Source organism: Bacillus sp. HMA207 (genome assembly GCF_003402455.1).
GTDB classification, from domain to species: domain Bacteria; phylum Bacillota; class Bacilli; order Bacillales; family Bacillaceae_G; genus Bacillus_A; species Bacillus_A cereus.
Genome location: NZ_BEZT01000001.1, coordinates 1,819,009 through 1,834,661, shown reverse-complemented (window position 1 = coordinate 1,834,661; position 15,653 = coordinate 1,819,009). Strand labels below are relative to the sequence as shown.

Below are 15,653 nucleotides of genomic sequence, written 5' to 3'. Positions count from 1 at the left end.
TGATACATACTTAAATTCTATACACCTTCAAATGATTACTCTTGATGATTACTATTAAGCTTTGAAACTTTCTTACCTTCTCTATAATCAAGACAAGACACTTCAATTAATAAGCCATTAAATACTGTAAAATAAAAACCATAACTACTACCTCGCATCGAATAAGGTTCCTTATCTATTTCAATGCCGCCTGCTACTAAACGATTATACGCTTGATCAACTTCATTTGAAGTATCCACTAAAAAACCAATATGAAAAGCTTCAGGATACATAACTTCCTTATTTCCCTTAAATGCTTTTGGATCGCTCAGCACAAGTATAAATCCACTTTCATCACTCATCACTACTAGTGCCTTTCCCTTTTGCTCCAAAAATTGAAAATCAAAAAATGTTTCAAAGAAATGTCTCGCTTCTGATAAATCATCAACACATAAATTCAAATGATTTAACTTCATTCACTCATCTCCTTTTAAGAAGAGGGTATGTAGACTCATTTTCATAACACTTAAATATGCAAGGTAAGATATTCAAGCGTTCCGTCTAAGACTATGCTTTATAAGTCTAATACTTTTCTCCATAGCCTAGAACGTTTTTTATGACTGCAATTATATAAACCGTTCGACGTGAAATATTAATGTACCTATATAAAATAGTCTCATTATTTATTTTCCAGATTGTGTAGAACCCACTCAACCAGGAAAATTGCTGAAGGGATGCGCTCTGTTGTATCACCTAAAAATAGCTTATTAAGTAACTCATCTAAATGAATTGGCTTATTCGGCAACGTTTGAATATACCTTAAAGCAGATCCCGCTGGCGGTACTGGCTTATTATTAATAGCCCATATCCCTTCTAACAATGTCCAAGTTGACGTATGAACTAAGTATGAAGCTTTTAACTCATCATTTGCTTTTAAAGCAGATTGAATTTTAATAAGCGAACTATGCAACCAATGAGAAATGCCCTTCATTTTGTCACTTGAAACACGATAGTTTTCAAATTCATATGTAGCTATTTCCTTTAACTTTTTTAACTCACCGCTTTTATCAAACAAAATTTTCCCTTCTAGAAATGAGTATAGTTCCATCGGATTGTTTTTAAAGTTTACTTGAATTTGATTAAAATCTGCACCCTTATATTCAACTAAAATATCTTCTCTCATTTCAGAATGAAATTTCTTCTTTTGTCCGTCTTCTAAAAGAATATAGAAGTCTAAATCAGATTCAGGATATGCATCGCCTCTTGCAACAGATCCAATTAGCATGAATCCATTTACCTTTTCCATAGATAAGACTTCCGCTACTATTGTTTGCACTAATTTTTTATGTTGTTCATATGTAATGAATGCAAGTTTTTCTATCATTCCCATCCCCCCAGTAATAAAAAAGAGGATACATGATTGCTTCTACAACATGTATCCTCTGCTTGTATATTACGACTGCTGATAAGCCGCTTTTGATGATTTCACATAATAAACTGCGTGATCCACATTAATGATATGATCTGGTTTTGGTTTACCACGGCCCGCTCTATGTCCAGCTAAGTGTTCTTCACTTGTTTCCCAGTTTTTCCATGCTTCTTCAGATTCCCAGCGAATCATTACGACTACTTCTTCGTCGCCGCGTCTTACTTTTTTCACGAGAACACTTAAGTCGATGAAGCCTTCAAATTTTTCAATAATACCTTCTCCAGTGAAACGTTCTACAACTATATTTGATGTACCTTCTTTTACTGTAAATGTTTTCGTTTCGATAAACATATATCCCACTCCCTCTTTGTTATACGAATACTAGTATTCTTCTATTATAATTGATTATGATAATTATTTTCAATTGTAAAGTTTTAATTTTTTGAATTATGCTGATTTCTTTTCTATCGCCTCATCTAAAAATTTGAAATATGGAAGTAACATCCCTATTAAAGATGTAACACATATAATTGCACCGATGATTACATATAGCGCTCTTACTCCCCACATTTCACTCAATATTCCCCCTACTAACACACCTAATGGCATAGCGGATCGTATAAAAAATAAACGCACTGAAAATACTTGTCCTATCATATTATTCGGCATGGTTTGTTGGCATATTGTCGTGTTATGAACATTGAAAAATGCAATACAAATCCCTGCTATTACTTCAATTATTATTGCAATGATAATACTATGATTGAACCCTAATGAAATGTATGTGAGCCCCCCTATAAACAATCCTCCAAGCATAAGTATACGCCGGCTTTTATATGTTACTTTTCCGACTACTACTGATCCAATTACGTAGCCAAGTGGAAAACCTGCCATAAAATAGCCGTACTCTGCATATCCCGCTAACAGCTCGTCTTTTATATAAGGAAGATTTGTGACCATCGTTACCCCTACTCCAAACTGCACGAAAGTAAGAAATATACCGAGCCAAACGATGATTGGTTTTGTAAAAAAATATGTAAAACCTTGAAGAAATTGTTCTAGCCACGTTTTTCGTATATCTGTTGTAGTTCTCTTTTCTTTTATATAAAGTAAGAAAGCACCACTAACAAATAGACAAATACATACGAAAGATAATGTAAGTTCTGTTCCAATGAAATGAATGACTACTCCGCCTAATACTGGCGCAAGAAACATCATGAGACGAGTCATTCCATCAATATACGCATTTGCGTCTTGAAGTTGTCCTTGACTTACAATGCTCGGTGTAATGGCTTGACTTGCAGGTGTATAAAGAGGTGTAATAAGTCCCACTACAATTTGAACAACATAAATGTGCCAAACTTCTATACTACCCGAAACTAGCATCACCAAAGGTAATAAAAATACGGACGCCCGTATCCATTGTGAAAAAATCATAATCCACTTCCGGCTCCATTTATCAATAAATGGGCCACTTATTAATTGCAGTATGAGTGATGGGATGAAATATAATAGCCACATACTACTTAAAGCCATTTCCGATCCTGTTAACTCATATACTAGAATTGAATTACATAACGTTCCGAAAGCCCCTCCTAATTCAGAGATTGCACTACCAATCCACATAAAAAAGAACGAACGATTTTTCAATATATTTTTCAATTTCACACACCAACTTTTCTTTTATATTCCTCCCTTTATGTACATTCTCGTTGTTAATTATCTATTCAAAAACATATCTAATTCTTTCGCTAAAGACTGTACTGCTTTCTTTCTTAATACATATTTTCCGTCATGTATATCAACTAACTTCGCTGCACGTAACAATTTCAAATGATGGTGTACAGTCGATTTACCAAGCTGTAATCTTTCCGTTATTTCCTGTAATGTACGTTCTTTTTCAAATAACATTTTTACAATTCGCAATCTCGCCTCATCCCCAAGAGCCTTATGTTTTTGAACTAAAAAATAATTCGGTTCATACGGATCTTCAGGATGAATGCTTTCATTCGCAACTGGATAATGAAATACTTTCGTATCATCAATATCCGCTTCAATATTCCACGGTCTGTACGTCATTTGCGGAATAAGAAGTACGTGATGAACACTTGGCTCTGGCATATAGTTCACTCCGCCAGTCGCCCACTCGACAAACTCTTCCGGCTTCATCTTTTTATTCATTTCATTTTTCGCTTCATAATCTCGTTTTAATATAGAAAGTATTTGTTCTTCCTCTCTTTTAATAACACTCTCATACCAACCTGTCATAACAGCGATTAAATGCGATTTCAGCACTTGTACATCTACATTACATATAAAGCTAATATAAGTAGAAAAAAACTGATGATTATCTGTTAGTTCCTTTAGTTCGTGTATTGCACATACAACTCCCGTTGCAGCTAAACGTCTTTTCTCTTCATACTTCTCTCCTAAAAACGGTAAACATATAAATTTCAAATCTTCTTCTGAAAATGAATCAATTTTAAAATTAAACTGCGATAAATCTTGAAAATCGTCTTCATACAATAACTGGAGTAATGCTTTCCACGTATTATGTTCTTCTACAAACTGTAAGTGTTCTCTCATTTCTTCTGTTAATGCTTCCTTAATTTCTTCCCATTCATTTTGACTCTTTTCAAGAGTATCAATTAACCTTTTATGAGTAATCGCAGCAATGCCAAGTGCACATTCGAAAAGTATCGAATATTTCACCTGAACGTTGTATGTTTCCCTTTTTCTGCTCGTTATGTGATAGACCTCCATTTTTATCCCCTCCTTGTTTGCTATATATTAAATTCTATTTTTATCGAATTTAACCTTCTATATTTTTAGAATTATTTTGCGACTTCAAAAAAACTCTAATCAATGAGCAAATAGAGAAAGGTTTATACTCTTTTTCATTCTGACTTAATTAAAAGCCTTGATTATTAAGTATCATATTAAAAAGAATTTTTTTAATGGCTCTGTTATAAGTTGTCTTTCACCCTCTTGTGCAACTATAGAAAAGGTTTATTGAAGAGAAAAGAGAATTGGTTTTATGAAGAAAAATGAACAGGAGGCTATACGAATGGGAAGAAAAGAAATGTTGCAAAATGGAGTCCAACAAGTTTTTTACGAAGAAGAATGGTACCCACCAATATCAGAAGCGTTAAAGAATCTTACGGTTGAACAAGCATGTTGGCAACCAGAAGGTGCTGCCAGTAATACGATTTGGGAAAATGTGAACCATTTATTAATCTTTAAAGAACGCCTACTTTCCCGCTTACATGAAGACGACACATTTGTTGCTCCACAAAATAATGATGAGACGTTTATCCAAGGTGGACCTAATGATGATGCCGCTTGGCAGCAAACCGTAAAGCGAACGCTTCAAGTACATGATGCCTTACAATCTTCATTAACCGCCCTTCAAGAAGCAGAACTAGATCAACTAAGTCCTTCTCTACCAGTTTGGCAACAATATATGAATATCCTTTTGCATGATGCTTATCATACAGGACAAATTATACAGCTTCGGAAACTTCAAGGTTCATGGCCAACTCACCGTTCTTATTTATAAAGTGAAATTTTAATCAGCTCTTACCAATCGGGATTTTGCGGGCAGCCCATCCCCACCTCACTTCTTTGCTTTCCTTGAATTTTGAGGTAAAAATCTTACTGCTCGTTAATCCGGAATAAACGATGTTTAAAATCGCATACGTTTAATATCCAACAAAACAATTGAAAACAGCTAATTGTTCGATAATTACTACGATTGCTCAAAATAAAGCAAATTAAAATACATTGATTCCTAACATAACTTACATGCTTCATAACTTCTAATCATAATCCAAATTTGGAAGAATAGATGCTTTTTTATATACAAATAATAACTCTCAAGGAGTTGTTGACATGTATTTCATATTGAATATGTTAGGGATTTTCGTTGTCATATTAATCATTTTCTTATGTTCGCCTAATAAAAAACATATAAAATGGAGACCAATTGTAATTCTCATCCTATTGGAGCTTTTTATTACGTGGTTTATGTTAGGCACAAAGCTCGGCAGTATTATCATTAATAAAATTGCGTCATTTTTCAGTTGGCTACTAGCATGTGCGAATGAAGGTATTCGATTTGCATTTCCTTCAGCTATGGAAAGTCAGCACATTGATTTCTTCTTTAGTGCGTTACTTCCTATCATTTTTGTTATTACTTTTTTCGATATTCTTTCTTATTTCGGAATCTTAACTTGGATTATTGATAAAGTAGGTGCAGTTATTTCAAAGATTTCTCGTTTACCAAAGTTAGAAAGTTTCTTTTCGATTCAAATGATGTTTTTAGGAAACACCGAAGCACTTGCGGTTGTTCGGGATCAATTATCTGTTTTAAAAGAAAATCGATTATTAACTTTTGGAATTATGAGTATGAGTAGCGTTAGCGGATCCATTCTTGGTGCTTATTTATCAATGGTTCCAGCAACATATATTTTCAGCGCAATCCCATTAAACTGTATTAACGCATTAATTTTAGCCAATGTATTAAATCCTGTGGAAGTTTCGAAAGAAGAAGACGTTGTTTACACACCTTCAAAACATGAAAAAAAGGATTTCTTTTCTACTATTTCAAACAGTATGTTAGTTGGGATGAATATGGTTATCGTTATTTTAGCTATGGTAATTGGTTATGTAGCTTTAACAGCATGTTTAAATGGGATTTTAGGATTTTTTGTAACGGGGTTAACAATCCAAAAAATCTTCTCCATTATCTTTAGTCCTTTTGCATTTTTACTCGGTTTATCAGGCAGTGATGCTATGTATGTAGCTGAATTAATGGGGATCAAAATAACGACGAATGAATTTGTTGCAATGATGGATTTAAAATCAAACTTAAAGTCGCTACAACCGCATACGGTTGCGGTTGCAACGACATTTCTAGCTTCTTTTGCTAACTTTAGTACAGTAGGTATGATTTACGGAACTTACAATTCATTATTTGGCGGAGAAAAATCATCAGTCATCGGTAAAAATGTTTGGAAGCTTCTTGTTAGCGGGATGGCTGTTTCTTTATTAAGTGCTATGCTCGTTGGGCTATTTGTATGGTAATTAATTTTTATAATAAAAGACACCCAAGCCAATTGAGTGTCTTTTATTATTTTCGAATTTGCCCATTTCCACGAATCACATATTTTGTAGAAGTTAATGCTGGAAGCCCCATTGGTCCTCTTACGTGTAACTTTTGTGTACTGATACCAATTTCCGCTCCGAATCCAAATTCGGATCCATCTGTAAAACGAGTCGATGCATTATGATAAAGTGCCGCGGCATCTACAGAAGTAAAAAACTTGCTGACGTTTTCCTCGTTTTCAGTAATAATTGCTTCAGAATGCATAGATCCATACGTATTTATATGATGAATCGCTTCTTCAACAGTGGAAACCACTTTCACTGCTAGTGTGAGAGATAAAAACTCAGTTTCCCAGTCTTCTTCTGTCGCAAGTAAGATAGAAGAATCAATCGCCACTGCTTTATTATCACCACGTAGCTCCACTCCTCTTTCCTTCAAGGAAGAAAACAACTCGCTACCATATTGCTCTGCCCAATTCTCATGAAGTACAATCGTCTCAATTGCATTACATACAGATGGACGCTGTGTTTTTGCATTTATAATAATATTAAACGCCATTTGTTTATCTGCTGTTTCATCAATGAATATATGACAATTTCCCGCACCTGTTTCAAGTACTGGAACAGACGCTTCTCTCACAACAGTATCGATTAATTGTTTGCCACCTCTTGGAATAAGAACGTCTAGATAATCCTTCATTGTAAACAACTGCTTCGCGCTATTTCGCGTTGTATCTTCTATAAGCTGTACGCTTTCTTGAGGTAAGCTTGTTAGTTTGAGCGCTCTGTGAATAACGGCAACGATGGCCTTATTAGAATGAATAGCAGAAGAACTACCACGTAATATGACTGCGTTTCCTGTCTTCAAACAAATTGTAGCTGCATCCACTGTTACATTCGGTCTTGCCTCATAAATCATGCCTATAACACCAAGTGGTACGCGCATCTCCTGAATAGATAGTCCATTTGGCCTTTCCCATGCACTTACACATTCTCCTACAGGATCACGTAATTCAATTAGCTGCTTAATCCCCTCTGTCATATCAATAATACGATTTTCAGTTAGCAGAAGACGATCAAGGAGTGAATCAGAAAATCCTTTTGCCTTACCTTCTTCAATATCCCTCTTGTTTTCTTCTAAAATATAAGCTGTTTCTAATATTAACTGATCAGCTATTGCGGAAAGTGCTTCATTTTTTTGCTCTGTAGATTTAAGCACAAGCTCTCTAGCAACCTCTTTTGCTTTTATCCCCTTTGCCAACACTTCATTCATTTTTATTTCCTCCTTTTTAAAGTGAAACCCAATGATCCCTATGGATGACTTCATAACTATGTCTCTCGCCTCTTACTTGAATATCTTGGCTTTGCATACCTTTTACATCTCTTAGTTCCTCTGCACTATATGTGCATTGTCCTTTTCCTATTACGCGCCCTTGTTGCGTTACAACCTCTACAACTTCACCCACTTGGAAAAATCCTAATACATTCGTAACACCAGCTGGAAGTAAACTCTTACCATGCTGAATGATGGCAGTAGCTGCCCCAGCATCTACTTCAATTTGTCCGCTAACAAGCGAATGTAAGGCAATCCATTGCTTGTTCATCTTCATTTCTTTTTGAGGAGCATTACCAACATACGTTCCATCACCCTTACCCTTCAAAACATCTACAAACTTTTCCTGTCCACGTCCTGTTCCGATAAATACACTCACACCAAGAGAGAGCGCTGTCTTTGCAGCATCGATTTTTGATTTCATACCGCCAGTCCCAAGTTTTGAGCCAGCATCTCCTGCAAGAGAAGAAATTTCTTCCGTAACTTCAGGAAGAAAATAATATTTTTTTGCATCCGCATTTTTCTGAGGATTTTTGTCATATAACCCGTTCACATCCGTAAAGATCATAAGCATATCCGCCGAAACAAGCCCGCTTACTAAAGCTGACAGCATATCATTATCACCGAACGTCAGCTCCTCTAAGGAGATGGAATCATTTTCATTAATAATTGGAAGAGCGGAGCGGTTTAATAATTCTCCTAACGTAGCGTAAGCATTACTATATTGTTCTTTTCTAGAAAAATCACTTCTCGTCAGCAAAAGTTGCGCAGTAACGATGCCATATTTACGGAATTCCTCGGTGTACGCCTGCATTAACAAACTTTGTCCGACAGCTGCTGCAGCCTGTTTCCCTTTAATCGTTACAGGTCTGCTAGGATATCCTAGCGCTGAAAAACCTGCAGCGACGGCTCCAGATGTAATTAACACAACCTCGTGCCCATCTTCTTTCAACCGAGCCAATGCGGCAACGTGATCTGAAAGCTGTTCTGTAGAGATGCCTCCGTGACTATCTGCCAAGGAACTACTCCCAATCTTTACAACAACTCGTTGTTTTTTCACTTTTTTATCCCCCAAATCTAAAATCAAAGTTTTTTATAAATTACACTTCATTCACTTTGTAACTATATCTATTCTCATCAATGCTGCAATGAAGTATTTAAGAGCAAAATAAAAATGACCGCTTCGCCCTTAATAAAATAAAAAGGACGAAACGGTCATTGTTCCGCGGTACCACCTTAATTGATATACATAGATATCCACTTGGTGCCTATAACGCAGGCGAACGCCTAAACTTTCATTTAAGACTCAGGGATAGGTTCGATATATTCTATACGAGGAATCTTTCAGCCGGTGAATTCCACTCTCTTTCGCAAGAAGACATATGTACTAGTTCCCTTCAACGATTTTCAATCTAATTTTTTTATATTATGCGATATAGTTCGATTCGGTGTCAAGAGGTATTTTTAAAAATAAATAGAGCCGCAAGTTATTTGTATGAAATTATCGCCCTACTGAATGAAAATACAAAATGATATAAGTTTAACTCATATTCATAAACATAAAACCTTACATTATAGTGTATATATTTACATAATGTCGAATATAATTAATTTTTATCTTTTAGTGTTGCAAAAAGGAATATATTCTCTTAGAATGTTTCTTTATATTGCACAGGGATGTTATTCTTATTCTAAGAAAATAATATCAAACCGATATAATTGATTATAAAAGGAGCAAAATTGAGTTATTATGGATAAACAAATTGGATTCATCGGTTGCGGAAATATGGGAATGGCTATGATTGGCGGAATGATAAACAAAAATATAGTGTCTTCAAATCAAATTATTTGTTCAGATTTAAACACTGCTAATTTAAAAAATGCTAGTGAAAAATATGGGCTAACTACAACTACCGACAACAATGAAGTAGCTAAAAATGCTGATATTTTAATTTTATCAATCAAACCAGACCTATACGCGTCAATAATTAATGAAATAAAAGAAGTAATCAAAAACGATGCTATCATCGTTACGATCGCTGCTGGGAAAAGTATTGAAAGTACTGAAAATACCTTTAATAAAAAAGTAAAGGTTGTAAGGGTAATGCCTAATACTCCTGCTCTTGTTGGAGAAGGAATGTCTGCATTATGCCCTAATGAAATGGTGACAGAAAAAGATTTAGAAGATGTACTAAACATTTTCAATAGTTTTGGTCAAACAGAGATCGTAAGTGAAAAATTAATGGATGTTGTCACATCCGTAAGTGGTTCTTCACCAGCTTATGTATATATGATTATAGAAGCGATGGCAGATGCTGCTGTACTAGATGGTATGCCAAGAAATCAAGCATATAAATTCGCTGCTCAAGCTGTGTTAGGCTCTGCAAAAATGGTACTAGAAACAGGAATACATCCAGGTGAATTGAAAGATATGGTTTGTTCTCCTGGCGGAACGACAATAGAAGCTGTAGCAACATTAGAGGAAAAAGGACTGAGAACAGCGATTATTTCAGCTATGCAGCGTTGTACGCAAAAGTCTGTTGAACTATCTGGTCAAACTAAAAAGTAAAACTGTAAAAGAGATCGCGTTAGCTATGAATTCATATGAATTTAATTAGAAATTCACTACATGATAAACGGCCAAACTCATATATACTTGAGTTTGGCCGTTTCAGTTTTAATTATATTAAAATAATTTCATTCAAATCTTCTTTACAGGTTCTGTTTTATCCCTTACCTATTCCCTACTATGATTGTGTAATTTTATTAGAAACTAATAATTTTTCAATGCATTTCGGTAACATATCTAATAGCGTTTCAAATGCGTAGTTTACATCTAGACGTTCTGTCCATTGATGTGCATCTTTTCCTACCGGCCCCATATTTAATACTGGAACATCAAACTCTTCTAATTCCTGAAGCGGAATTGAATAACCTTTATCCCATAATGGCATATTGTCTACAAGCGAACTCATTGAATCCAGTGGATACTGCAAGCCTACATAACTTAAATCTGAAATCCCCCCAAAATAATTTTGGTTTTCAAATGTAATTTTATGATTGTAGTGTGCATACTTTTCCATTTCTACAACTACCTCTTTTATTAAAGGATTGTTGCGTGAACTCACAGCTGGATAGTACGGCGGAGCGAAGAAAAGTACAATCATCGGTGCCTTTTCTTTACATAAGATCGCTAATTTATCTACTAAATCAATGGTTACCGCACGATCATCTTTATCTCCTCTATTTTTTATAATATTAGATTGAATATGATTTATTTTTTCTCGTCCATGTTGCTCAATTGCATATGTGATAAGCTCTTCATAAGTTAATACATTTACTTTGAGATTAGGTGGTATAAATGGATTATATTTAGAAAAACGATATGCATGTTTTTCATACGACTCTTCTATTTTCTCTGCTACTTTCGTTACTTTTTGACGTAACAATGAAACTACATCTGTCATTGATTTTTCTAATAAAAACAAATTAAATAATGTAACTGCACGATGCGGAATTTGTACAGAATAATCCTCTTTTAAGTCCCTTTGAAGTAAGTTAGTTGGCGGAGGACTCGCTTCCCCTTCTACAATATCACAAAGGTCTGTGTTTAACTCTAATTCTGCTGTTATTAATGAAGCCATATAACTCCCATTTAACCCTGCAAAAGGTTCACCTACATGTGTCTCTTTTCCGTAGCAAAGAAAACCAGGTAACACTTTACCAATAGAGCCAGTGTAAATATACTTATTTTGGTCACCAGGATGTCTGGAAAACATAGGCTCTGAGTTTAAGACCGTTTTATAATCTAAGTTATGCTCTCTTGCTAAATCTAACAGTCTCGGAACAGCGGCCCTCATCCCTACAGAATTTACTTCTTCATCTGGTACAGCCAATAAAAGAACATTCCCATCAAATCTTTCTTCGCAAGCTTGCTCAATCATTGCCATTTGTAATGCGAGGCCGCATTTCATATCCATTGTTCCTCTACCAAACAGCCATTCTCCATGTTCTATATCTTCACGTACATGGTCTGGAAGTTCATCTTTATGAGAATAAAACATAGATGTTAACTTTTTAGGATTAAATGCATCTTCTTTCCACATTCCGTAATCTTGTACATCTACAACATCAAAGTGACTTACTAGAATTACAGTATTTTTTGTACTATCGCTTTTCTTTACTAGTGCTGTAACAAAATATCGTCCGTCCCCTGTCGGATTTTTTTGCAAATGGTGCGGTTTTTGTTTGAAATACTGTAAGTCAGATAATTGTTCCACAACAAAGTCTGGCAATATTACTTCAGCTTCTGAACCGGTAATACTAGGAATTTCAACAAGACTGCTTAATAATTGAACCAATTGTTCTTTTGATTGCCACTTTGACATATAAATCCCCCTATTTTCCGCATTATGAAAACTAATTCCATTATATGAATAAAAAATGACGACAGCTATCAAAATTATAGTTCTGATGTACTGCCGATTTTTATTGATATTTCATGAGCCGCTTGTTTTACCTTGCTAATAAGAAAAGATAGTCGATCATCATTAATACGATGACTAATTAACCCAACACTTAATGCTCCTACTACTTTATGATTAAATCCGATAATAGGTGCAGCTACTGAAGCTGTCCCTTCTGTTTTTTCACCATAACTGACAGCATATCCTTCATTTTTTATTTGCTTTATTTGATTAAGAAGAATTTGCTTTTGTTCTGGTAATGAAGGAAGTAAATACTCTACAATATGTTCCATTTCATTCGTTTTCATATTGGCAAGCATCGTTTTATTTGCAGCACCAATTGAAAGTGGAATTTGTTCTCCTAGATTATCGATAACTCGAATTTTTAAAGGACTATCAATTCTTTCAATGATAATAGAATGTGTTCCGTTTGGAATATTCAAATAGACACTTTCTTCCACTTCAGAAGCCAAACGTTTCATCACTTCTCTTGCAACAGATCTATAGTCTACCTTCTCCAATTGACGCAACCCTATTTCCATCCACATTGGTCCAATTTTGTACTGTTTTGTCTCTGTAATTTGTGTAACTAACCCATGCTCCATTAGAGAGTTAAGTAATCTATGTACTGTACTAACCGGGAGATGTGTTCCATCAGCTATATCAGAAATAGCCCAATACTCTTTTTCATTTGTAGAATTCAATAATTTAATAATACTTATCGCTCGATCAATGGACTGTACCATAACTCGCCTCAACTTTACTCGTAATATGTTAGTACGCTTAATTAACTATCAATTTAGCAAACATTCGAAATGAAATCAATCTATTTATTTAATTTTCTAACAATAAAAACATATCACTAACAACGAATTGAAAACGCAAACAAAAAAATATTGACTTTTCTTTTTAATTATCTGAAAATTATAACAAGATTTCACATCACGGAATACATTCCATAATACGGAAAAACATCAAACATTCTTCTATCAACTACGAAAGTGAGGAAAACAATGGCGCAAGTAAGCAATACAAACAATGAATTAAAACGTACGATGAAAAGTAGACACTTATTCATGATTGCACTCGGTGGTGTGATTGGAACCGGGTTATTTAACGGATCTGGCTTTATTATAAGTCAGGCTGGACCTGGTGGATCCGTACTTGCCTTTATTGCTGGTGGATTATTAATGTATTTCGTTATGCTATGTCTTGGTGAACTTGCTGTAGCCATGCCTGTTTCAGGTTCTTTTCAGGAATATGCTACTAAATTCATCAATCCTGCAACTGGCTTTACAATCGGATGGTTGTATTGGTTAAGCTGGGCGAATACGACCGGTCTTGAATTTACAACTGCCGGTATTACAATGCAGCGCTGGTTTCCTGATATTCCTGTTTGGGTTTGGTGTTTAATATTTGGCGTTACCATCTTCACTATTAACGCATTATCTGCTCGTAGTTATGCAGAAACAGAATTTTGGTTTTCAAGTATAAAAGTATCTGCCATTATAGCTTTTATAATTCTTGGTGGCGCCGCTATGTTCGGTTTTATTGATTTAAAAGGCGATGAACCAGCTCCACTTCTTTCAAATTTCGTAAATCATGGTGGTTTATTTCCGAATGGACTTGCAGCTATTCTATTAACAATGGTTACAGTCAATTATTCCTTCCAAGGTACAGAGCTTGTCGGAATCGCAGCAGGTGAAAGTGAAGATCCAGCAAAAACTTTACCTCGCTCTATTAGAAATATTATATGGCGCACAATGTTTTTCTTCGTCTTAGCAATCTTTGTTCTTGTTGCTTTAATTCCTTGGGAAGAAGCTGGATTAACAAAGAGTCCATTCGTTGCTGTTTTTGATAATATCGGTATTCCATATGCAGCTGATATTATGAACTTTGTTATTCTTACTGCTGTTCTTTCTGTCGCAAACTCAGGACTATACGCTGCTACTCGAATGCTTTGGTCTTTATCAAAAAACGAAATGGCTCCAGCATTTTTAAAGAAATTATCATCACGTGGGATTCCTCTCAACGCTTTAATCATGACAATAGCTATTTCTGCTTTTTCTCTTTTGACAAGTGTAGTAGCTGCTGAAACTGTTTACTTGTGGCTCATTTCAATTTCCGGAGTCATTACCATTATTGTTTGGATGTCAATTTGTGTTTCTCAATTCTTTTTCCGCAAACATTATTTAGCAGACGGCGGAAAATTAGAAGACTTAAAATTTAAAACGCCACTTTATCCACTCGTACCAATTCTTGGTTTTGGATTGTATGGCATTATATTAATCAGTCTTATTTTTATCCCAGAACAACGACTTGGAATCTATTGCACTGTCCCATTTATCATCTTTTGCTACACTTACTATCACTTTAAAGTTAAGAAAAGAAATTCTACTAACACTCATAGTGAAACTAAAATTAGCGAGACTTCGTAATATTTGACTATACATAAAAGACCACACATGGCGTTTCACTTCATGTGTGGTCTTTTTTCATTATTTTAATATGATTTCATCTGAATTTAATGAATATATCCCCTTTCCTACAAAAGTAGTAGAGTGTTCATTTAAACACTTACTACCTCAGTGGGATTTATCACATTCCAATTTCAATATAATAGTAAATAGGTATATCGGATATAGATGTACATTACTAGGCTTATACATATTTCAACTTTAGAATTATATTCACTATTCAATTGGTAGTTACCAATAAAGAAAGGAATGATCATAATAATACAGAACATATACGAAACTCATTTATATGTAAGAAATTTAGAGAAGGCAATAAATTTCTATCAAAACAAGCTAGGATTAACGTTAGCAAGAAAACTCTCCAAAAGAAGAGTGGCTTTCTTTTGGGTCGGAGAAAATAAACAACAAATGCTTGGACTATGGGAAGTACATAACATTGAAGACTTTGAGCCGAGACATTTTGCTTTTGGTGTAAATTTAGAGTTTTTAATGACTTCTAAAGCGTGGTTAGAGGAACGTGGAATAGCAGTGATAGGAAGTCAAGGAAAAGGAAATCAAGAGCCAATTGTCCAAAGGTGGATGCCTGCTGCAAGTGTATACTTTCTAGATTGTGATGGAAACAAATTAGAATTCATTTCTATGTTACATGAGAATCCAGATGAATTAGAATATGCGTCCTATTTAAGTGTATGGAATGCGGAACACCAAGAAAAATGAATGGAATTTTCGTTCAAGTCTTTTCTTATTTTTGGATATAATGTTGTACGATCCCCCCTTTTACTATGAATTTGTTAACATAATGCATTTACTGTCATCTTATATTTGTACTTACGTACGAGCAATTCCTAATCTGCTTCAATTAC

14 protein-coding genes and 1 other annotated feature are annotated in these 15,653 nt (G+C 34.9%); of the genes, 5 read left to right on the top strand and 9 right to left on the bottom strand.

What is annotated here, in order from left to right; all coding sequences use genetic code 11:
• Positions 1–35: 35 nt before the first annotated feature.
• The 5 genes from HMAS_RS09565 to HMAS_RS09545 form a co-directional block, all read right to left on the bottom strand.
• Positions 36–455 (bottom strand): VOC family protein, encoded by a 420-nt coding sequence (locus tag HMAS_RS09565; protein WP_000773081.1) that lies wholly within the window; start codon positions 453–455, stop codon positions 36–38.
• A gap of 203 nt (positions 456–658) precedes the next feature.
• On the bottom strand, positions 659–1,363 hold the full coding sequence (locus tag HMAS_RS09560; protein WP_000570640.1) for a nucleotidyltransferase family protein: 705 nt from the start codon (positions 1,361–1,363) through the stop codon (positions 659–661).
• Between the two features lie 69 nt (positions 1,364–1,432).
• Positions 1,433–1,759, bottom strand: a complete 327-nt coding sequence (gene hmoA, locus HMAS_RS09555; RefSeq protein ID WP_000469496.1) for a heme-degrading monooxygenase HmoA — start codon at positions 1,757–1,759, stop codon at positions 1,433–1,435.
• Between the two features lie 96 nt (positions 1,760–1,855).
• Positions 1,856–3,076, bottom strand: coding sequence for an MFS transporter (locus tag HMAS_RS09550; protein ID WP_025710052.1), 1,221 nt, complete (start codon positions 3,074–3,076; stop codon positions 1,856–1,858).
• Between the two features lie 51 nt (positions 3,077–3,127).
• Positions 3,128–4,171 (bottom strand): ArsR/SmtB family transcription factor, encoded by a 1,044-nt coding sequence (locus HMAS_RS09545; RefSeq protein WP_000454542.1) that lies wholly within the window; start codon positions 4,169–4,171, stop codon positions 3,128–3,130.
• Between the two features lie 304 nt (positions 4,172–4,475).
• Here HMAS_RS09545 and HMAS_RS09540 point away from each other — a divergent pair, with 304 nt between their 5' ends.
• Both HMAS_RS09540 and HMAS_RS09535 read left to right on the top strand, forming a co-directional pair.
• The gene (locus tag HMAS_RS09540) at positions 4,476–4,967 is read left to right on the top strand and encodes a DinB family protein (protein ID WP_000532733.1); all 492 of its coding nucleotides are present in this window, start codon (positions 4,476–4,478) and stop codon (positions 4,965–4,967) included.
• A gap of 332 nt (positions 4,968–5,299) precedes the next feature.
• Entirely contained in the window at positions 5,300–6,493 is a 1,194-nt protein-coding gene (locus HMAS_RS09535) for a NupC/NupG family nucleoside CNT transporter (RefSeq protein ID WP_000273596.1), read from the top strand.
• A gap of 46 nt (positions 6,494–6,539) precedes the next feature.
• Here HMAS_RS09535 and HMAS_RS09530 read toward each other — a convergent pair whose 3' ends face one another.
• Both HMAS_RS09530 and proB read right to left on the bottom strand, forming a co-directional pair.
• The gene (locus HMAS_RS09530) at positions 6,540–7,787 is read right to left on the bottom strand and encodes a glutamate-5-semialdehyde dehydrogenase (protein WP_001006609.1); all 1,248 of its coding nucleotides are present in this window, start codon (positions 7,785–7,787) and stop codon (positions 6,540–6,542) included.
• Between the two features lie 16 nt (positions 7,788–7,803).
• Positions 7,804–8,907, bottom strand: a complete 1,104-nt coding sequence (proB, locus tag HMAS_RS09525) for a glutamate 5-kinase (RefSeq protein WP_000744802.1) — start codon at positions 8,905–8,907, stop codon at positions 7,804–7,806.
• 139 nt (positions 8,908–9,046) lie between these two features.
• Positions 9,047–9,257, bottom strand: a binding site (T-box leader).
• Positions 9,258–9,597: 340 nt separating this feature from the next.
• Here proB and proC point away from each other — a divergent pair.
• Complete coding sequence (gene proC, locus HMAS_RS09520) at positions 9,598–10,416, top strand: pyrroline-5-carboxylate reductase (RefSeq protein WP_000360726.1); 819 nt, start codon at positions 9,598–9,600, stop codon at positions 10,414–10,416.
• A gap of 178 nt (positions 10,417–10,594) precedes the next feature.
• Here the strand turns inward: proC and HMAS_RS09515 are convergent, their stop codons facing one another.
• A complete protein-coding gene (locus HMAS_RS09515; protein ID WP_000049569.1) occupies positions 10,595–12,235 on the bottom strand; it encodes a M20/M25/M40 family metallo-hydrolase in 1,641 nt (546 codons plus the stop codon).
• Between the two features lie 74 nt (positions 12,236–12,309).
• Positions 12,310–13,059 (bottom strand): IclR family transcriptional regulator, encoded by a 750-nt coding sequence (locus HMAS_RS09510; RefSeq protein WP_000250758.1) that lies wholly within the window; start codon positions 13,057–13,059, stop codon positions 12,310–12,312.
• 267 nt (positions 13,060–13,326) lie between these two features.
• Here HMAS_RS09510 and HMAS_RS09500 point away from each other — a divergent pair, with 267 nt between their 5' ends.
• Both HMAS_RS09500 and HMAS_RS09495 read left to right on the top strand, forming a co-directional pair.
• Positions 13,327–14,751, top strand: a complete 1,425-nt coding sequence (locus HMAS_RS09500) for an amino acid permease (RefSeq protein ID WP_000079991.1) — start codon at positions 13,327–13,329, stop codon at positions 14,749–14,751.
• A gap of 297 nt (positions 14,752–15,048) precedes the next feature.
• Positions 15,049–15,507 carry a VOC family protein gene (locus tag HMAS_RS09495; protein WP_025710053.1) on the top strand — a complete coding sequence of 153 codons (459 nt, stop codon included), beginning with the start codon at positions 15,049–15,051 and terminating at the stop codon, positions 15,505–15,507.
• Positions 15,508–15,653: the final 146 nt, after the last annotated feature.